Source organism: Hymenobacter cheonanensis (assembly GCF_030581075.1).
Taxonomy (GTDB): domain Bacteria; phylum Bacteroidota; class Bacteroidia; order Cytophagales; family Hymenobacteraceae; genus Hymenobacter.
Genome location: NZ_JAUQSW010000001.1, coordinates 457,621 through 476,950, shown reverse-complemented (window position 1 = coordinate 476,950; position 19,330 = coordinate 457,621). Strand labels below are relative to the sequence as shown.

Annotated in this window: 18 protein-coding genes; 14 read left to right on the top strand and 4 right to left on the bottom strand. The window is 60.8% G+C overall.

The features are described 5' to 3' along the window. Positions 1-640 precede the first annotated feature (640 nt). The 11 genes from Q5H89_RS02085 (at position 641) to Q5H89_RS02035 (ending at position 10,886) form a co-directional block, all read left to right on the top strand. Entirely contained in the window at positions 641-1,309 is a 669-nt protein-coding gene (locus Q5H89_RS02085) for a hypothetical protein (protein ID WP_305017632.1), read from the top strand. Then, positions 1,306-1,602 (top strand): winged helix-turn-helix domain-containing protein, encoded by a 297-nt coding sequence (locus Q5H89_RS02080; protein WP_305017631.1) that lies wholly within the window; start codon positions 1,306-1,308, stop codon positions 1,600-1,602. Before Q5H89_RS02085 ends, Q5H89_RS02080 begins: the two co-directional genes overlap by 4 nt. 67 nt (positions 1,603-1,669) lie before the next feature. Beyond that, positions 1,670-2,095 carry a hypothetical protein gene (locus tag Q5H89_RS02075; RefSeq protein WP_305017630.1) on the top strand — a complete coding sequence of 142 codons (426 nt, stop codon included), beginning with the start codon at positions 1,670-1,672 and terminating at the stop codon, positions 2,093-2,095. 98 nt (positions 2,096-2,193) lie between these two features. Then, positions 2,194-2,682 (top strand): hypothetical protein, encoded by a 489-nt coding sequence (locus Q5H89_RS02070; RefSeq protein WP_305017629.1) that lies wholly within the window; start codon positions 2,194-2,196, stop codon positions 2,680-2,682. Positions 2,683-2,727: 45 nt separating this feature from the next. After that, a complete protein-coding gene (locus Q5H89_RS02065) occupies positions 2,728-4,335 on the top strand; it encodes a DUF4153 domain-containing protein (protein ID WP_305017628.1) in 1,608 nt (535 codons plus the stop codon). Positions 4,336-4,690: 355 nt separating this feature from the next. Then, the gene (locus tag Q5H89_RS02060; protein WP_305017627.1) at positions 4,691-6,157 is read left to right on the top strand and encodes a B12-binding domain-containing radical SAM protein; all 1,467 of its coding nucleotides are present in this window, start codon (positions 4,691-4,693) and stop codon (positions 6,155-6,157) included. A 106-nt stretch (positions 6,158-6,263) separates the two neighbouring features. Beyond that, positions 6,264-6,605, top strand: coding sequence for a hypothetical protein (locus Q5H89_RS02055; protein ID WP_305017626.1), 342 nt, complete (start codon positions 6,264-6,266; stop codon positions 6,603-6,605). Positions 6,606-6,629: 24 nt separating this feature from the next. After that, on the top strand, positions 6,630-7,433 hold the full coding sequence (locus Q5H89_RS02050) for a ferritin-like domain-containing protein (RefSeq protein WP_305017625.1): 804 nt from the start codon (positions 6,630-6,632) through the stop codon (positions 7,431-7,433). A gap of 132 nt (positions 7,434-7,565) precedes the next feature. Next, a complete protein-coding gene (locus tag Q5H89_RS02045) occupies positions 7,566-7,955 on the top strand; it encodes a hypothetical protein (protein ID WP_305017624.1) in 390 nt (129 codons plus the stop codon). Positions 7,956-7,988: 33 nt separating this feature from the next. After that, entirely contained in the window at positions 7,989-8,432 is a 444-nt protein-coding gene (locus Q5H89_RS02040; RefSeq protein ID WP_305017623.1) for a hypothetical protein, read from the top strand. Between the two features lie 45 nt (positions 8,433-8,477). Beyond that, positions 8,478-10,886, top strand: a complete 2,409-nt coding sequence (locus Q5H89_RS02035; protein ID WP_305017622.1) for a transglycosylase domain-containing protein — start codon at positions 8,478-8,480, stop codon at positions 10,884-10,886. A gap of 60 nt (positions 10,887-10,946) precedes the next feature. On the opposite strand, the gene Q5H89_RS02030 is transcribed toward Q5H89_RS02035, so the two are convergent. The 3 genes from Q5H89_RS02030 to Q5H89_RS02020 form a co-directional block, all read right to left on the bottom strand. After that, positions 10,947-12,113, bottom strand: coding sequence for a glycoside hydrolase family 172 protein (locus Q5H89_RS02030; RefSeq protein WP_305017621.1), 1,167 nt, complete (start codon positions 12,111-12,113; stop codon positions 10,947-10,949). Between the two features lie 218 nt (positions 12,114-12,331). Further along, the gene (locus Q5H89_RS02025) at positions 12,332-12,478 is read right to left on the bottom strand and encodes a hypothetical protein (RefSeq protein ID WP_305017620.1); all 147 of its coding nucleotides are present in this window, start codon (positions 12,476-12,478) and stop codon (positions 12,332-12,334) included. Positions 12,479-12,610: 132 nt separating this feature from the next. After that, a complete protein-coding gene (locus tag Q5H89_RS02020; protein WP_305017619.1) occupies positions 12,611-14,026 on the bottom strand; it encodes an arginine decarboxylase in 1,416 nt (471 codons plus the stop codon). Between the two features lie 223 nt (positions 14,027-14,249). Here Q5H89_RS02020 and Q5H89_RS02015 point away from each other — a divergent pair, with 223 nt between their 5' ends. Continuing rightward, positions 14,250-15,227 (top strand): arginase, encoded by a 978-nt coding sequence (locus Q5H89_RS02015; protein WP_305017618.1) that lies wholly within the window; start codon positions 14,250-14,252, stop codon positions 15,225-15,227. A gap of 166 nt (positions 15,228-15,393) precedes the next feature. Here the strand turns inward: Q5H89_RS02015 and Q5H89_RS02010 are convergent, their stop codons facing one another. Further along, a complete protein-coding gene (locus Q5H89_RS02010) occupies positions 15,394-16,617 on the bottom strand; it encodes an alpha/beta hydrolase family protein (RefSeq protein ID WP_305017617.1) in 1,224 nt (407 codons plus the stop codon). Positions 16,618-16,729: 112 nt separating this feature from the next. On the opposite strand from Q5H89_RS02010, the gene argS reads away from it, so the two are divergent. Together argS and Q5H89_RS02000 are read left to right on the top strand one after the other, a co-directional pair. Then, complete coding sequence (gene argS / locus Q5H89_RS02005; RefSeq protein WP_305017616.1) at positions 16,730-18,523, top strand: arginine--tRNA ligase; 1,794 nt, start codon at positions 16,730-16,732, stop codon at positions 18,521-18,523. A 127-nt stretch (positions 18,524-18,650) separates the two neighbouring features. After that, positions 18,651-19,232 carry an LOG family protein gene (locus Q5H89_RS02000; RefSeq protein ID WP_305017615.1) on the top strand — a complete coding sequence of 194 codons (582 nt, stop codon included), beginning with the start codon at positions 18,651-18,653 and terminating at the stop codon, positions 19,230-19,232. Positions 19,233-19,330 lie beyond the last annotated feature (98 nt).

The window sequence follows — 19,330 nt, the reverse complement described above, 5'->3', positions numbered from 1 at the left end:
TAGCCGCCCAGCGGTTGGGCTGGCTCGTGCAAACTCATTTGCCGGCCGGTAGCAGCAGGGCTGCCGCTAGCCGGTACGAGGCCACGCCCGTACTGATGAGCCACGGCAGGCTAAACAAGCAGAGCAGCCGCAGCTGGTGGCTTATGCTTTCTAGCCCGAATCGGTTATAGGCAATGGGCCAGGGCGGAATAGCCAGTAAAAATATCGTCAGCTCAAAAAGCAGCAGGGACCTGATTACTAGCCCTATGCGCGTGTAAGCCTGCCGGCAAAGCGCGGCCAGGAATGGATACCGCAGGCAACTGCCAACCAGCGCAACCACTAGCGCACTACAAAAGAGCAGCAGGCCAAGCTCAAGAAATTCAGCAGCTACGCCCGCCAGGGCCTGCGCGCGGTGGTCTGCATAAAAAGGCTCCGCTATTACCTGCCCCCTCCGCAGCCAATACTGATAAAATACAAAAGGCCCGGCGCAGCAGGTCCAGAGAACCAGCCCCATCCACAGGTGCCAAGTGAAATGTCGCCACAGCAAGGCACCAGGTAGCGTCAGGGCATTGGGTTTCGCGGGCATGTTTTTTTTCAAATATCACCTGATAATTACCTTTTGCGTACTAGCTTTGCAACACAAAGTACTTCACCGCCCCGCATGAAGCCCGCTGCCCAAGACCCGCTCGCCCAGCTCACCGAAATCCGCGCCATTATGGAGCGCAGCTCGCGCTTCATCTCGCTCAGCGGGCTGAGTGGGGTGGGGGCGGGCGTGGTAGCCTTGGCTGGCACGGCCATCGGGCACTATTATTTGCAGCAGGAATACGGCGAGCAGGGCTTCCGGCGACTGTTCGAAACCTCGCAGGGCGAGCGGCTGGCGGCCCTGCCGTTTTTGCTGGGGCTAGCCCTGGCCATGATAGTGGCGGCGGTGCTGGTGGCGGCGTTTTTTACGCTGCGCCGCACCCGGCGCGATGGCCTGCGCTCGGCCTGGACGGCCCCGGCCCGGCGCTTGGCGCTGGCCCTGCTGCTGCCGCTGGTGGCGGGCGGGCTGTTTTGCCTCAAGCTCTTCGTGAGCGGCGCGCCCGAGCTGGTGGTGCCGGGCCTGCTGGTATTTTATGGGCTAGCCCTGCTCAATGGCAGCAAGTACACGCTGGATGAGGTAAAGTACCTGGGCATCACGCTGGTAGCCCTGGGGCTGGTGGCGCTGCTGCTGCCCGGCTACGGCCTGCTGCTCTTCGGGCTGGGCTTTGGGCTGGGCCACATTGGCTACGGCCTGCTGATGTACAACCGCTACGAACGCCCGGCCGGGGCGAACTTTACCGCCTCGTGAAGTACGCCATCCACACCCTCAACAAAGCCTTCGACCACCGCGTGCGCCTCGGGGTAATGGCCGTGCTGCTGGCCAACGACCTGGTGAGCTTCAACGACTTGAAGGAAAGCCTCGACCTCACCGACGGCAACCTGGCCAGCCACGTGGCCGCCCTCGAAAAAGCCGGCTACGTGCTGGTAAACAAGCAGTTTGTGGGCAAAAAGCCCAACACCACCTATGCCGCCACCACCGAAGGCAAAGCCGCCTTCCAGGAGCACCTGGCCGCCCTCGAAAAGCTGTTGCGAGGCAATTAACTGCAAATCAAAAAGTAGTATGTCCATACTCATTCTGGCGCTATTTTTTTTCGCCTTATACTTTGCGTTGCAAAGTTCTTTAGGTAAAAAGCCTGACGTTAGCAATCAGGCAGTACCTGCTAGCGCCCCTTCCCTGCTGCACGCCTGGGGCCGCAGTGCGGCCTGGGCGCTGGGGTGCCTGGGTAGCTGCCTGTGGCTAAACGGATGGGCCAATGCGCACGGCGCGGCCTCGTCGGGCAGCGAGGGTCTGGGTGAGCTATGGGTGGTGGCGCTGGCGGTGCTGGTGGGGGCGGTGCTGTTTCATAAGCAGGCCTACAAGGCATTTCAGCGGGTGTATCTGGCCCTGGGGGCTAGCCGGCAGCCGGGGCACTGGCCGGCGTTGGCCTGGCTGCTGCTGCTAGGCCTGTTGCGCGCCGGCTGGCTACTGGCAGGCCTGCTGCTGGTGCTGGGCCTGCTCATTAAAAGCGGCAGCAGCGATGTGCGGTGGGACTAGGCCCCGGCTGCGATGTAAGAAACAAGCTTAGTAAGCCAGGTGTGGTTAGAATGCCTTAAGAACTTAAAAAATAAACCCTTACAAAACAAAAAAAACTTATGGAATCATTGCCCGAAGCGCCCCGGCCGCTAGCCCCTCAGCTTAGCCAGATGCCGGCCTACCGCGCCGTGTTGGCGCCTACCCCCGTTAGCGCCAGCCGGGTGGTAGCCACCCTGATGCAGCTCAAGGACACGGCCAATATTCTGCTGCTGCTCAGCAATGGCGCGCTGCTGTTCGGCATCGTTTGCGGGTTTGGGGTGCCGGGGCTGGTGCTGTATGGGCTGCGCTGGCGGCAGGTGCGGGGCCGGGCCGGGCGCGGGGCCATTGGCTGGCAGGCGGCGCTGAGCCTGGGGCACGAGTTGTTTTGGGCCTACGCGTTCCAGAGCGATAGAGCTAGCAGCGAGCCCTTTGAGTACGACGCGGTTTTGGTGGTGTTCTACGGGCTAGGGGCGTTTTTGAGCGCAGTACAGCTGCTGGTAGCCCTCACCGGCGCTACCGAAGAGGAAGCGTACCCCGCTGGCCTCACCGATGAGCAGCCGGTTGAATAATCCCTTTTTTTGCCCCAATACTTTGCATAACAAAGTTCTTTCAAGATGAATTTAACTGCTTTTTGGTCGGCCAGCACTCCGCTGGAGGCCGCGCCTGCCGCGCGCATTTCGGGCCGAGTGGCCAGCCTGCTGCTGGTAGCTACCGGGCTGAGCGACTACCTGTTCTGGCACGAACTGGTGGGGCTGAACGGGCTGATTTACATGGTGTTTCTGGTAGGGGCGCACTTGCTGCTGCTGCCTCGCTACGCGCCGGTGCGGCGCACGGCGGCTTTTTGGGTGGCCGTGGTGGGCTGCCTGGTCAGCGGGGGGCTAGTGGCCTGGTACGGCTCGGGCGCGGCCGAATTGGCGGCGCTGGCCTCGGGCCTGCTGCTGGTGGGGCTGGTAAACCAACCGCAGCTGCGGCTGGTGGGCGCGGCGGTAGGCACGGCCGTGGCGGGCGTGCTGCCCAGTATGGCGCTGGTGCTGAGTAGCCTGCGCGTGCCGCGGGGCCTGGGTGGGCGGCTGCGCCGGGGCTGGTACTACGGGCGGCTGCTGGGCCTGCCGCTACTGGCACTGGTGGTGTTTCAGGCCCTGTTTACCTACGCCAATTCGCGCTACGCGGCCCTGAGCACGCAGCTGTGGGAGGTGCTGGGCACCTGGCTGGCGCGGCTGGTAGAGGCCATTTCGGTGCCGCACCTGCTGTTTCTGGTGCTGTGCGGGGTGGGGGCGGTGGGCGCGCTGGTGGTGGTGCCGGTGCATTATTTCCTCGACCACGAGTCGCGCTTTGGCGAGTTTGTGCGGCGGCAGCGCGATGGCGTAGCCTCGTTTGCGGTGCGGCGGCCCAATTTTTCGCACTCCGACCGGGGCGCGCTCGCCCTGCGCAAGGAGTGGCTGGCGGCCGTGGTAAGCTTCGGCCTGCTCAACGCCCTGCTGCTGGTAGTGAATATTGTAGATGTGCGCTGGCTGTGGTTTGGCTTTCGGGCCGCGCCGGGTTTCGACCTCACGCAGTTTGTGCACGAGGGCACTTACGTGCTGATTTTCAGCATCCTGCTGGCGGCGGGCATCATGCTGTGGTTTTTCCGGCGCAACCTCAATTTTTATAAGCCCGGCCTGCCGCTGCTGCGCTGGGGCGCCACGCTGTGGGTGGTGCAAAACGCGGTGCTGGCCGTGAGTGTGGGGCTGCGCAACTACTACTACATCGAGGCTACCGAGTTGGCTTACAAGCGTATCGGGGTGTATGGGTTTTTGCTGCTCACGCTGTTTGGGCTGGGCACAGTGCTGCTCAAAATCTGGCAGCGGCGCTCGGCTTTCAGCTTGGTGCGGCTCAACTCGTGGGCGGCCTACGCGCTGCTGCTGAGCCTAGCGGCCGGCAACTGGGAAATCTGGATTGCGCGCTACAACCTGCAGCCGCGCTTCGAGCGCCTCAACATCGGCTTTCTGCTCACCATGCCGCCCCGCGTGCTGCCCGTGCTGGCCGAGCGCGAAGGCTTGCTTGATAAGGCGAAAGAACTGGTAGAAGAAGGCGACGATGGCTACTTCCACCTCATTCCGCGCGAGGTGGCGCACCGCAAGCTGCGCGCCCGGCTAGCCGCCTTCCGGGCCGAGTACCCGCAGCGCGACTGGCAAAGCCGCACCGGCGCGTCCGAGCAGGCCTACCAACAGCTAAGACCATGATTAAAGCAATTTTTTGCCCGCAAACGCTTAGTGAATGGTTGGCAAGCAGCCTGGGATGGCTAGTAGCGTGCCTGGGCATCTGGTGGGGCTGTTGGTTCGGCTTTCCCTATTTGCACGAGACAGACCAAAGCTTATTTCTCTACCTCCTAAGCTTCTTAACCACACATTTTCTTCTCTGGAAATATGCTGTGGCCAATGGGTGGGCACTGGTTGGACGACACAGCTTTAGCCGGTCAGACCTGAAGCCGGTAGGCTATCTCTGGCTTGGGTTGCTAACGCTATTTCAAGTAGCGTGCAGCACCTATTTGATATGGTTGATTTGGTATTTCAAGTAGCTGAAAACAAAAACTTTGTCATGCGCGTCAAACTCATTCTGCCCGCCCTCACCGAGGCCACCAATCCGTATTGGCGGCCCATCAAGTACTCGCTGTTTCCGCCGCTGGGTCTGGCCACGCTGGCCGCCTACCTGCCGCCCGACTGGGAGGTGGACATGCAGGACGAGCACGTGGAAAAGCTGCACCTGCACGATGCCCCGCACTTGGTTATCATTCAGGTCTACATCACCAACGCCTACCGCGCCTACGCGCTGGCCGACCACTACCGCGCCCGCGGCGCCTACGTGTGCCTGGGCGGCCTGCACGTCACAAGCCTGCCCGAGGAAGCCGCCCCGCACGCCGATAGCATTTTTCTGGGGCCGGGCGAGGAAACGTTTCCGGCGTTTCTGCACGACTTCCAGTTTGGGCGGCCCCGGCCGCGCTACGTGTCGGGGGCGGGCCGCACGCTGGTGGGCGTGCCGCCCATCCGGCGCGACCTCATCAAGCGCGAGCGCTACCTGGTGCCCAACTCGATAGTGGTGACGCGCGGCTGCCCGCACCACTGCGACTTCTGCTACAAAGATGCCTTTTTTGAGGGCGGCAAGTCTTTTTACACCCAAACCGTGGACGATGCCCTGGCCGAGATAAACCGCCTGCCCGGCCGCCACCTCTACTTCCTCGACGACCATTTGCTGGGTAATGTGCGCTTCGCGGCCGGGCTCTTTGAAGGGATGCGCGGCATGGGCCGGCTGTTTCAGGGCGCGGCTACGGTCGATAGCATTCTGCGCGATAACGGCTTGCTGGAGAAGGCCGCGCAGGCTGGCTTGCGTAGCTTGTTCGTGGGATTTGAAACGCTGAGCCCGGTCAACCTGAAGTCGAGCAACAAGCCCCAGAACCTGGGGCGCGACTACGCGGCGGCCATCCGGCGCCTGCACGACCTAGGGATTATGATAAACGGCAGCTTCGTATTTGGGCTCGACGACGACCGGCCCGACGTGTTTCGGCGCACCGTGGATTGGGCTGTGGAGCAGGGCATCACCACCGCCACCTTCCACATTGCCACGCCCTACCCGGGCACGGCGCTTTTCAAGCAGATGGAGACCCAGGGCCGCCTGCTACACCGCCGCTGGAATGAATATGACACTCGCACGGTGGTGTGCCAGCCCGGTCCGCACCTCACCGCCCGCCAGCTCAAAAACGGCTACGACCAGGCCTACCGCGACTTCTACTCCTGGCCCAATATTACCCGGGCCAGCCTCGTGCACGACACCCTGCGCCACCAGCTCAAGCACTTCGCCTACGCCGGCGGCTGGAAAAAATTTGAGCCGCTCTGGAATTTCATGATAAAATTCCGCCACCTCGACGCCATGCGCCCCCTGCTCGAAGGCATCCTGAGCAAGGTGCGCGGCACCGACCCCCAAGCCACGCTAGGGGCGGGGCCCGAACCACCCACCGCCAGCGCCCCGCCCGATACGGAGCTACTGCTGAAGCTGCCGGTGCTGCAATAACCGCCCGCTTCTCACCTGTCATGCTGACGAAGGAAGCATCGCGCGCGCACCATCTAGGCGCTGTCCACCAACCTATTTACCTGCTTTTCTGAGCTAGAAAACTTTTATGCGTAACCCATTCAGCAAGCCCGCGACGCCAGGGCAGTGGCTGAGCCACAGCATTTGCTGGGCGGTGGCCTGCGCCAGCCTTTTGTGGCTGCTTTTTGAATTTTCCCTGGAGTGGTATGAGCATATCCGCTCCGTGAGAATAGGTGGCTGGATTATTTTTTGGCTGACCTACGCGCTCATTTGGCAACGAGCAATAATAGGCGGCAACCACTTCGTCGATTTAGCCAGAACGCAGGCGCCAGGGCTCAGGCTGGGGTGCGCCTTGTGGCTGGCAACCCTGACGGTGCTTCAGTTCGCAATAATGCTGCTGGGCATCACCTGGACGCTGCTTTCTTTTTAATAATCACTCAAGCTGTTCATAGCCATGACCTTCCACGATATTAAAACTTACTTCCAAACCAACCACGCCCGCTTTGCCGACCTCGCCTGGGACGACCCGCACCAGCTAGGCCCCGCCGAGCTGCGGGCCGTGCGCACCTCTATCCAAACGTTTCAGCGGGGCGAGGGCACCGGCGGCGACCACCTCACGGCCCTGGCCGAGCAGCTCGGCGATGCCGACTACGCGGCGGCCATGCGCCTGTTCATTCAGGAAGAAGAAGGCCACGCCGCCATGCTAGGGCAGTTTATGGACCGCCAGGGCATTGCGCGCCTGCAAACGCACTGGCTGCACGATATTTTTCGGAGCCTGGGGCGCCCGCTGGGGCTGGTGCACATGGTGCGCGTTATTCTCACGGCCGAGGTGGTGGCCACCATCTACTACCGCGCCCTGTTTCGGGCCACGTACTCGGGGCTGCTGCAGCAGATTTGCCGGCGCATTTTGCTCGATGAGGAGATGCACCTGGCCTTTCACTGCGTGGCCATCCGGCAGCTCTCGCCCCGGCGTAACTGGCTGAGCAAGTGGCTCTGGCGCCAGGCCTACCGGGGCCTGATGGCCGGCACGGCCCTGGTGGTATACGCCACCAACCGGCGCACCTTCCGGGCCGGCGGCTACGGGCTGGTGGGCTTTTGCGCGGCCATTGCCAACGAGTACGCCCGCGTGGAGCACATGCAGCGGCCCGATAGCCCCATTGCCCTGCGCGGCGGGCTGCCGGCCGTGGCTAGCCCCACCCCGGCGGGGCCGGCCGGCGCCTGGCAGTGGCCCACGCCACCGCTGCGCGTGGTGCGCTGAGGCAAGCCAGCTTTGGCATACGTAAAAAGCGGAAGCGTAGTGCGGCGTAAAGCTGCCACAGCGAAAGCCTTGATTTGGTGAATAACCCGTAAGTTTCGGGGCTTTTCCACCCGCTAGCTAGCCAGCTTTTCTATGCCCCGAACCCTGCTGCTGATTGTCCTGATTTTTGCCGTTGTGCTAGAGCTGGCCCTGGCGGGTGGCGCCTTTTTTGCCCCGGCCTTTACGCTGGCTAAGTTTGGCGTGCAATACGGGCCTAGTACGGCATTTCTGGGCTATCTCACCGGCTGGTTTCTGCTCTTCGTGAGCCTGGTGGCCGGGCTGGCGCTGGGGCGGGTGTGGCAGGGCAAGCCGGGCTACGCGGGGCTATGCTACCTGCTGGGCTGGTGGTGGGCAGGTATCGGTATGGGCATTTATATGCAGTTTGGCCGCCCCGATAACCTGCTGCTCGATTCGCTTAAAGGTCTGTTAATCATTATACTTACCTGGCTGTGCCGGGCCCAGGGCTTGGTAGTGCGGCGCTAGCGCGTAACTTGCTAGTGGTTTACCACTTAGGCCATGCCCCGCCCTTCTGCCCATCCCATACCCCGGCCCAAGCGCCTGTCGGCGCTCGGCCGGGGGCTAGCCGCCGCGCAGCTGCTCAAAGAAACCCTGACCATTGTGTTGCTGGGGGTGCCGCTGCTGCTGGCGCAGCCGGTGCTGGCCCCGGCAGCCGTGCCGGGGCTGGTGCTTTACCTGTTTCGCTGGGTAGTGGTGCTGGGCCGCATTCCGCGCCGGGCGGCGGCCCGCATCTGGGTATTTACGCTGCTCGATGAGCTGTGGGGCCTCAGCCTCTACCTGCACGCCTACGATGCGCCCACCGCCCGGCAGCTGCGCTACCTCAAGTGGAGCGTGGGGCTGGGGCTGTTCTTTACCCTGGCCGCGCTGGCCGAAATCGCGTACCGGCGCTACCGCGAGCGGCGCGGGCTGCGCCGGGCACTGCTAGGGGCGGCGTTGCGTTAGGGCTGGCTGGTATCTTTGCCGCTCCCCGCTCCTGATTTGCCGTTCATGGCCGACGAAAAAACGCCACCTGCCACTCCCTCTTCCTCGCCCGCCCGCCCCGCGGGGGCCGCTCCGCACAAAAGGCCCGGCCGGGGCACCCGCCGCCTGGTGCGCGTGGCCTGGACGCTCTTCTTTGTCGGCGTCGGCTTCTTTCTAGCGTATCCGCTGCTGGTGCGCAGCAATTTTCTGTTCTTATTTGGCAAATCTCCGGGCCTGGAGGAATTGGAAAATCCTAAGGTGGAGCAGGCTTCGCAGGTATTCACCTCCGACGGGGTACTCATTGGCCGCTATTTCCGCGAAAACCGCTCGCCGGTGCCGCTGAGCCAGATTTCGCCCTGGCTGGTGAAGGCCCTGATTGCCACCGAGGATGCGCGCTACTACAAGCACTCGGGCATCGATGCGCCCTCGCTGGCGTCGTCGGTGTACTATGGCCTGCGGGGCGATAAGCGCGGCGGTTCCACCATCAGCCAGCAGCTGGCCAAAAACTTGTATAAAACCCGGCGCGGCGAAAACCAGGGCGGCCTCAGCCACCTTCCCGGCGTGGGCACGCTGGTGGCCAAAACCAAGGAGTGGATAACGGCCGTGGAGCTGGAGCGCCGCTACACCAAGGAGGAAATTCTGCGGATGTACCTCAACACCGTGGAGTACGGCTCCAACGCCTTCGGCATTAAGGTGGCGGCCAAAACGTTTTTCAGCACCACGCCCGACAGCCTCACGCCCATTCAGGCCGCCACGCTCATCGGGGTGCTGAATAACCCCACGGCCTTCAACCCGCGCTTTCACCCGGCCGCCTCGCGCCGCCGCCGCAACGTGGTGCTGCAGCGGCTAGGCCAGGCCGGCGCCCTCAAGCCCGCCGAGGTGCGGGCCTTGCAGGCCGAGCCCATTGTGCTCAACTATCAGATTGAGAAGCACATCGACGGGCCCGATACGTACTTCCGCGGCGCCATCAGCCAAACGGTAAACCGTTGGTGCGAGGCCCACGGCTACGACATGTACCGCGATGGCCTGCGCATCTACACCAGCATCGACTCGCGTATGCAGGACCACGCCGAGCAGGCCGTGCACCAGCGCATGAAGCAGCTGCAGCAGCAGTTCGATAATTTCTGGCGCAACAAGGGCCAGAACCCCTGGGTAGACGAGGAAGGCCACGAAATTCCGGACTTCATCGAAACCCAGATGAAGCGCACCCAGAGCTACAAAAGCCTGGCCGCCCGCTACAAAGGCCGCCCCGCTAGCCTCGATTCGGCGCTGCACGCCAAGCGCCCGATGAAAGTGTTTACCTGGAAAAAGGACGATGGCGATACTACGCTCGTCATGTCGCCGCTCGATTCGCTGGCCTACTACAAGCGCTTTCTGCAGGCCGGTATGATGACGATGGACCCCTTCACGGGCTCTATTAAGGCCTGGGTAGGCGGCCTGGATTACCGCTTCTTTCAGTACGACCACGTGAAGCAGGGCAAGCGCCAGGCGGGCTCTACCTTTAAGCCCTTCGTTTATTTAACTGCCCTGGATAATGGCTACTCGCCCTGCGACCGTATTCGGGATGAGCGAGTGACTATCAACTACGTCGAAAACGGCAAGCCCATGCAGTGGCAGCCCGATAACGTGACCCGCGAATACACGGGCATGAACATGACCCTGCGCTACGCTATGGCCCGCTCGGTAAACTCCGTCACGGCCCAGCTCACCGAGAAAGTGGGCTGGAACAAAGTGGCCGACTACGCGCATAAAGTAGGCATTACCAGCCCGTTGCTCGGGGTGCCCAGCATCGGGCTAGGGTCGGGCGGCGACGTGAGCGTGTACGAGATGGTGGACGCCTATTCCACGTTTATGAACAACGGCTTCCGCTCCGAGCCGCGCATCATCACGCGCATCGAGGACCGCAACGGCAACGTCATTCAGCAGTTCGACCCCGTGCAGCGGCGCGCCATCTCGCCCGAAACGGCCTGGCTGATGACCTACATGCTGCGCGGCGGTATGGAAGAGCCCGGCGGCACCTCGCAGGGCCTCTGGGACTTCCAGGATTTGTGGCGCAAAAACAACCAGATTGGCGGCAAAACCGGTACTACCTCCAACTACTCCGACGGCTGGTACATGGGTCTCACCAAGGACCTCGTGAGCGGCGTGTGGGTGGGCGGCGAAGACCGCAGCATCCACTTCTTCCGCTCGCAGCAGGGCGAAGGTGGCCGCATGGCCCTGCCCGTGTTCGGCCGCTACATGGAGAGCATTTACAAGGATAAAGCGCTCGGGTATGACTATGGCCCCTTCCCCAAGCCGCCCACCAAAATCAACCGTAAGTACGTGTGCTACACCGAGGAAACCCCGCGGCGCCGCCGCGGTGAGGCCATCGACACCCTAGCGGCGGATAACTTGTTGGACCAGTTGAACCGGGGCAGCAAGGACAGCGTGCGCTAATGGAAGGGTAATGAGCAGGTTAACTACCCATTCAGTTAGGCAGCGCGGCTATGTCTGGGGCTAGTCGTACATGCCGTAGTGACTCACCTCCAAGTCGTCCTTGCTAGGCAGCTTGGGGAAGGGGGCGTGCGGCTCGGTCTGATACCAATAAGCTACCGAGGCCACGTCATCGCGGGTGAGCAAGTAACGGCCATTGTAGCGCCAGCCCAGCCCCTGCACCGTTACGCGCAAGTCTTTATCAAACCGGATGGGGTCGGGCACATGCCAGCGGTAGAGGCCAAAGCGCTGCTGCACGTTATAAAGACCGTTGCCCTTGATTACCTGGTTGAGGCCACCGTAGGGCGTGCAAAACGGCACGTACTCGCGGGTCTTTTTATTCTCAAAATTGTACGAGCCCAGGAAGTAGTCTTCCAGCCCCGTGTTGTTGATGGTAGGGTACTGGCCATCGCCGTCGAGGTAAAACTTGACTTCTCCTTCCCCCCACCAATCGTTGCTGTGGGGGCTCCAGGCCAGAAAGGTGCCTACGTACTGTCCCTTGCCCTTCACACCGTCCAGAATGACGTAGGGTACGCCTGCCGTCATGGGATTCTGGCGCCGAAACTGGGCGTGGAAATACGCCGCATCAGCTGGCACATCCGTCAACACATAATCTACCTGGTAATAGATGGTCATGGGCTCCTCATCGATGTTGGTAAGCGTCATGCGGCACCGCTTACGAAAGGGCATTTGCCAATAGGAGGTGAAGGCCCGGCCGGGGCTAGCCAAGATGGGAAGCGAAGTGAGGTAGGACATTTCCTCCCAGCCCTGCCCAAAAAAATCACCCACTGGCACTTCAATAGATGGCGTAGTCTCATCGTCCCAGTAGACCCGTAAAATCTCGAAGCGCCAGTGCCCGGTGGGCGTCATCCAGATGCGCTGCACGGCGCCTGGCCCGCTCATATCGGCTAGCACGGCGGTTTCGCCAGGCTTTACGATGATGCTAGGGCTAATTTTCCAGCCGGGGCCGAGGTCGCGCGCAGCATTCTTGCCGGTGCCTTCGGTAGCGCGGCTACCCTGGCCTTTGCCACCAGTTGGGTTTTCTGGGCTGATGGACCGACTCTTAGCATCCGAGAGCCGGTAGAGGTTGCTAAGGTCGGTGCTCAACCCATTGAACTTCCCTGGCTGTGCAAAGGCAGGAATGATTGTTAGCAGCCATAAGCCAGTTAGCAAGGCGTAAAAACGAAGCATAGGAAGAAAAGAAATGAAGCTGTTAACTAACCAGCGGTCAGCTTACTAAGACGTAGAGCTAAGCCTCGTGGTTGAAAGACCGACTAAATAAACTAAAAAATAGCTTTTAGCTATAGGAGAGAGCTTAAGTAGTAACGCCCCACGCCAGCCCATAAAAAAGCGCCCGGCCCGCACTTACGTGCAGACCGGGCGCTTTCATTAAAAAGTAGGGGCTAGCCTTACTGGCGCTCTATCGCCGTGGCGGTGCTGGCCGTAACCGGCGCGGCGGCCGACCTGGCCGAGGTGTAGGCGGGGCAGGTCTGGCGGTTGCAGGCGCCGAGGCCGAGGGTGGCGGCCCCAACGGCCAGGATAAGAAGCTTCTTCATAAAAGGTATTGGTTGAGAGAGTCGCGGTTAGATTTCAAAGATAAGGGCTATCTGCCTTAAGCAATTACGAGCCGGGAGAGTTTCTGAGAATAGTTATTTTCTTCCTGCCTAACCTCCAAACCGGCTCATTTATTATTCAGTATAGCCCAGGATTTTGAGCATGCTGCTAGCCTCCTGTTTGGGCGCAAACACGTAGTCGGTAAGGGTGCCGTCTTCGGCGCGGTCGAGGATGACATGCTTGGGCGCCGGAATGAGGCAGTGCTTGATGCCGCCGTAGCCGCTCAGGCTTTCCTGGTAGGCGCCCGTGTGGAAGAAGCCTACGTAGATAGGCGCCGTGCTGGCCGGCTGGTTGCGCGGGACTTGCAGCTGCGGCAGGAAGGTCTGGTAAATGTGCTTTTCCGAGTTGTAGTAGTCCTGCGAGTCGCAGGTGAGGCCGCCGAGCTGGATTTTGCGGTAGGGGCGGTTCCAGCCGTTGAGGGCCAGCATGATGAAGCGCTGGTTGAGCGCCCAGGTATCGGGCAGGTTGGTGATGAACGAGCCATCAATCATGTACCACAACTCCTTGTCGTTCTGTAATTTCTCGTCCAGAATCGAGTAGATGGTGGCCCCGCTTTCGCCCACCGTGAAGATGCCAAACTCGGTGAAGATATTGGGCTCTGGCACGCCTTCCTCGGCGCAGATGCGCTGGATGGTACGCAGGATTTCGGCAATCATGTACGGGTAATCGTACTCCAGTTGAATTGAAGTCTGGATAGGCAGGCCGCCGCCAATGTCAATGGTTTGCAGCGTGGGGCAGATTTTGCGCAGCTCGCAGTACTTGTGGATGAAGCGCGACAGTTCCGACCAGTAATAGGACGTATCCTTGATGCCCGTGCTGATGAAATAATGCAGCATGGTAAGCTCAAAGCGCGGGTCGTCCTTGATTTTTTGCTCGTAGAGCGGCACCGCGTCGGCGTAGCGAATACCCAGGCGCGAGGTGTAGAACTGGAAGCGCGGCTCCTCATCGGAGGCTAGCCGCAAACCCAGGTTGGTTTTGGTTTTGACGTGGTCGTGGTAGTAGTCGATTTCGTTGGGCGAGTCGAGGATGGGCAGGCAGTTCACAAACCCATCGTTGATGAGGTCGGAGATTTCCTGCTTGTACTCGGCCGTCTTGAACCCGTTGCAAATGATGTACTTATCCTTGCCAAACTTGCCCTGCTCGTAGAGCGAGCGAATGATGCTGATGTCGAACCACGACGAGGTTTCGAGGTGCACGTCGTTCTTCAGCGCCTCATCGAGCACGAAGCGGAAGTGCGACGACTTGGTGCAGTAGGCGTAGGAATACGAGCCGGTGTAGCCGGTGCTGGCAATGCCGTCGGCAAACCACTTTTTGGCCCGCTGAATCTGGGAGCTGATTTTAGGTAAATAGGTGAGGCGCAGCGGCGTGCCGTGCTTCTCGACCAGGGCCATCAGGTCGATGTCGTGGAAAAACAATTCGTTTTCACGCACCTGAAAATCGGCATTCGGAAAATCGAAGGTTTGGGTAATGAGGTCCTGGTAGGTATCCATCGAAGGTGGAAAAACGGCGATAATTTCCGACCTTTACGGGCCGGCGTACCAAAAGTACCGCCGGGGGCCGGAAACCAGCCGGCCACGCTCGCATCGGTTTCCGATGAAAGGAAGCGACATGGCTACGGCGCACGCGCCGCAAGGCAGCGCTCGCTAGGGTTTCTTAAAAAGAGATGCTAGCGGTACGATGCAGCCGCCTCACGTCAACCTCTTTTCCCACCCGATGAAACGCATTAAGTTACTGGAAGTCCGCTCCGAACTGGGAGCCGGCACGCGCGGCGCCAGCCTGGGCATCGATGCCCTGCGTATTGCCTGCCTCAACAAGGGTTCCGATTATTTCCGGCGCTACAACTCGGTGGCCGTGCCCGACCTCAACCACGTGTTGTTTGAGAAGAACCCGTTTCCGCACGCCAGGCACATCGACGCCATCTATACCGTGCAAAAAGGCGTGGCCAGCGCCGTGGAGCAAACGCTGCGCTTCGGCGAGTTTCCGCTGGTGCTGAGCGGCGACCACAGCAGCGCCAACGCCACGATTGCGGGCATCAAGGCCGCGTATCCGGCCAAGACCTTGGGTGTCATCTGGATAGATGCGCACGCCGACATTCATTCGCCCTACACTACGCCCAGCGGCAACGTGCACGGTATGCCCCTGGCCGCCGCGCTGGGCGAAGACAACCTGCCCTGCCAGCACAACCAGCCCGATGCCGAAACTGAGTTTTTCTGGCGCCGCCTCCAAAACCTGGCCGAGCCCGGCCCCAAGCTGCGCCCCGAGCACCTGGTGTACGTGGCCGTGCGCGACACCGAGGCGGAAGAAGACGCCCTTATCGAGCGCCTGGGCATCAAGTGGATAAGGCTGCCCGAAATCAAGGCCAAAGGCTCGCGCCGGCTAGCCCGCGAGATTTACGAGCACCTGCGCTTCTGCGACCTGGTGTACATTTCGTTCGACGTGGATAGCCTCGATTCGCAGTTCAGCCACGGCACAGGCACGCCGGTAGCCGACGGGCTCTTTCTATCCGAAGGCGAAAACCTGTGCCAGGATTTGCTCGAAAACGAGCGCGTGGTGTGCTTCGAGATGGGCGAAATCAACCCCACGCTCGACAACGAGAACACGATGGCGAAAAACGCTTTCAACATCTTGGAAAAAGCCACCGCCGCCATCGAGCGCCGGCTCAGGATGGACGAGGTAGTGAGCCGCAGCTAGCCCTCAACTGAGTAACGCGAGAGCTAAAACTCAGAAACGTCCGTCATGCTGAGCTTGCCGAAGCATCTTGGCTGGTTGCGTAAAGGATAGTATTCTAGCGTTCCCTACCAAGATGCTTCGGCAAGCTCAGCATAACGGACGTTTTTTATTTTTACATGAGGAAGTGCTACTTATTATACTGGCTAATGAAGCTATACGCCCCGAGCGTGTAAGCGGCTGCCGATGAAAAATGCGTGCCGCCCTGAATGGGATGCAGCTCGACCTGCGTGGCGCCGCGCTGCTGCATGGCGTCGTAGGCATCCTGCGAGTTGAAGAACGGCACGTAGTCATCGGCGGTGCCGTGGAAGAGGGCGAGCGGAGCGGTGGGCTTCCAGTCGTAGATATCGTTGTCGGCTAGGGCATTGTTGAGCGCCGCATCCGAATTATTCAGCACCGCCTGGCGAAATGTTGTGGCGAAAAGCTGGCTGGCCTGGCTAGGTACCTCGGCCAGCGGATTGGCTTGCAGCTGGGTGGCGTAGGGCTCCAGGTAATAAAAGGAGTAGGGCCGGTTGAGGGCATACACGCGGTCGTAGGTGCGCAGCACCCACACGTAGGTACTCAGGAAGTTGAGCGGCTGGGTGCTCTGCAAAATATACTTGGCAAAAGCCGTTTTGTGGTAGGCGCCCGCGCCGGGCGCGCTGGCCGCCACGGGCAGCGTGGCGGCGTATTTCTCTTGCAATAATTTGTGCAGGGCCATGGTGGCGTAGCCACCCTCGGAGTACCCTAGCAGGAAATTCTTCTGATTAACACTCACTTTTTGCTGCTGGCAAAACTCGCGGGTGGCCCGCAGCATATCGGCCGAAGCGGAGGCGAGCGAGGCGGCGTGCTCGTAGGGGTGGGGCAGGGCCTTGCTGGCGCCGTAGCCCAGGTAGTCGGGCGCCGACACCACGTAGCCCGTCGAGGCCAGGATGGACACGATAGACCATACATCGCTGCCCGGCGCGTAGTACGACGGCGCCTGGCCCTCGCTGCTGGGCAGCAGCGTGCCGTGCTGGTAGCTGAGCACCGGCAGCGCCTGGGTAGCCACCGGCACCAGCACCGCGCCCGAGGCGGTGGTTTCCTGGCCGTCGGGCGTGTGGGTGCGGTAGGTGAGGCGGTACACCTTAATAGGATATTGTACCAGCGCCCCCACCAGCGGCACCGCCGAAGCCCGGCTGGCCAGCGTGGCGGCGCTATACTCGCCCACGAGCGTGCTGCCCGTGAGCACCGGGGCGTCGGCCGCGGGAGTAGGCGCGGTAGCGGTGGGGCCGGGGGCCGGCGAATGGCTTTTGCAGGCCGGGGCGGCGAGCAGGGCGGCCAGCAGCCAGCCGAAGCGAACGCGGGCTAAAATGGATAAGCGGGAAAAAGACACGTGGAACCAGTTGGGTAAGTACGCTAATTGAAAGGCTAACGCCCGGCGGGGCCGGCGGCGTTCCCCGCCGCTGGCTAGGTGGCGCGCCCTGCCCCGCCGTACCTTTGCCCTCGTGCAACAGCTTGAACAAACCCTAAAAACCGCCCTGCAAGCGGCCGCGCAGGCCACTTTCGGGCAGGAGATTCCCGCCGCCAGCCTCGTGCTTCAGCCCACGCGCAAGGACTTTGCCGGCAGCTTCACCCTCGTCACGTTTCCGCTCACCAAGGCATTTGGCAAGGGCCCCGAGCAAATCGGCCAGGCCCTGGGCGAGTGGCTGAAAGCCAACGCGCCCGCCGTGCGCGGCTACAACGTGGTGAAAGGCTTCCTGAACCTCGAAATCGCCGATGCCGAGTGGCTCAAGCTCTTCGGCGAACTGCTGGCTAGCCCCGCCGGCGCGCCCGTGCCCACCGGCGGCCCCCAGCGCGTGGTGGTCGAGTACTCGTCGCCCAACACCAACAAGCCCCTGCACCTGGGCCATTTGCGCAATAATTTCCTGGGCTACAGCGTGGCTGAGATTCTGAAAGCTACCGGGGCCACCGTCACCAAGGCCAACCTGGTGAACGACCGCGGCATTCACATCTGCAAGTCGATGATTGCCTACCAGCGCTTTGGCGAGGGCGCCACGCCCGAAAGCGCGGGTCTGAAAGGCGACCACCTGGCCGGCAAGTACTACGTGCTCTTTGAGAAGCACTACCGCGAAGAAATCAAACAGCTTGAGGCCGAAGGTGTCACAAATGAGGTAGCCAAAAAGCAGGCCCCGCTGATGCTCGAAGCCCAGGAAATGCTGCAAAAGTGGGAGGCCGGCGACGAGGAAGTAATGGCCCTCTGGCACCGCATGAACGGCTGGGTCTACGACGGCTTCAATGCCACTTACGCCAATATCGGCGTCGATTTCGACAAGTTCTACTACGAGTCGGGCACCTACCTGCTGGGCAAAGAGCGCGTGGAAGAGGGGCTGGCCAAGGGCGTGTTTTTCAAAAAGGAAAACGGCTCGGTATGGGTTGATTTACAAGCTGAAGGCCTCGACGAAAAGCTGCTGCTGCGTGCCGATGGCACAAGCGTCTACATCACCCAGGACCTGGGCACGGCCGAGCTGAAGTACCAGGATTTTGGCTACGACAGCAGCATCTACGTCATCGCCGACGAGCAGAACTACCACATGCAGGTGCTGCAAGCCACGCTCAAAAAGCTGGGCAAGCCCTACGCCGAGGCCATTCATCACCTCAGCTACGGCATGGTCGACCTGCCCAGCGGCAAGATGAAAAGCCGCGAGGGCACCGTGGTCGATGCCGACGAGCTGGTGAAGGAAGTAGAAGAAGCCGCCAAAGCCGCGACCCTCGAAAAAGGCAAAACCGAAGGCCTGAGCGACGAAGAACTGGCGCAGCTCTACCACACGCTGGGCGTGGGCGCGCTGAAATATTACCTGCTGAAAGTAGACCCCAAAAAACGCATGCTCTTCAATCCTGAAGAGTCGGTGCAGTTGACGGGCGACACAGGACCATTTATTCAGTATTCCTATGCCCGTACCTCGAAAATTCAGCGTACTGCAAAAGAGACTGGTGTTGTCGCACTTACTGAAATTAGTGAAATAAGTGCTCTGGAACCTGCTGAAAGCGAGTTGATTCAGGTGCTTGCAGGCTATGCAAATGCGGTAGCTGAAGCAGCGAAGACGCTGTCACCCGCTATTATAGCCCAATACGCTTATGAAGTAGCGAAAAGCAATAACCGTTTCTATAAAGAAGTCTCCATTTTAAAGGAATCTGACCCGCTGAAAAAATCCTTCCGCGTAGCCTTATCAGCTAAAGCGGGCGAGACCATCAAAACCACGCTTGGCTTGCTCGGCATCGAGGTGCCCGAGCGCATGTAATAACTTAAAAAACAAAACACGTCCGTCATGCTGAGCTTGCCGAAGCATCTCTCCCGCTCCCTGCAACGGTATGGGAGAGATGCTTCGACAAGCTCAGCATGACGGACGTGTTCATAATCAATATCTTATGAAAAGCGTAGCAGTTTACTGCGGCTCCAGCAGCGGCAACCAGGAAATCTATACCCAGCAGGCGCAGGAAATGGGCCGCGAGCTGGCCCGGCGCGGCCTCACGCTCGTGTACGGCGGCGGGTGCGTGGGCCTCATGGGCACCATCGCCGATGCGGTGCTGGCCGAAGGCGGCAAGGTTATCGGCGTCATTCCTGGCTTTCTGGCCGATAAGGAGCTGGCCCACCAGGGCTGCACCGAGCTGCACATCGTGGACACCATGCACCAGCGCAAGCTGCTCATGGCCGACCTGGCCGATGGGTTCGTGGCCATGCCCGGCGGCTTCGGCACCCTCGAAGAGTTGTTTGAAGTGCTAACCTGGGGCCAGCTCGGCCTGCACGGCAAGCCGGTGGGCGTGCTCAACACGCAGGGCTTCTACGACTCGCTGCTAGCCTTGCTCGACCATATGAGCGCCGAGGCGTTCCTGCGGCAAGAAAACCGCGGCCAGGTATTGCAAAGTGCCAATGCCGCCGCCCTGCTCGACGCCATGCAGGCCTACCAGCCCGTGCGCCTCGAAAAGTGGCTGACGCCAGAAAAGAGCTAGCCGGTTACCTGTCGTTTTTTACTTAAGAACGTCATGCTGAACGCAGTGAAGCATCTTGGCCGCTTCCTCCAACGGGGCGACCAAGATGTTTCACTGCG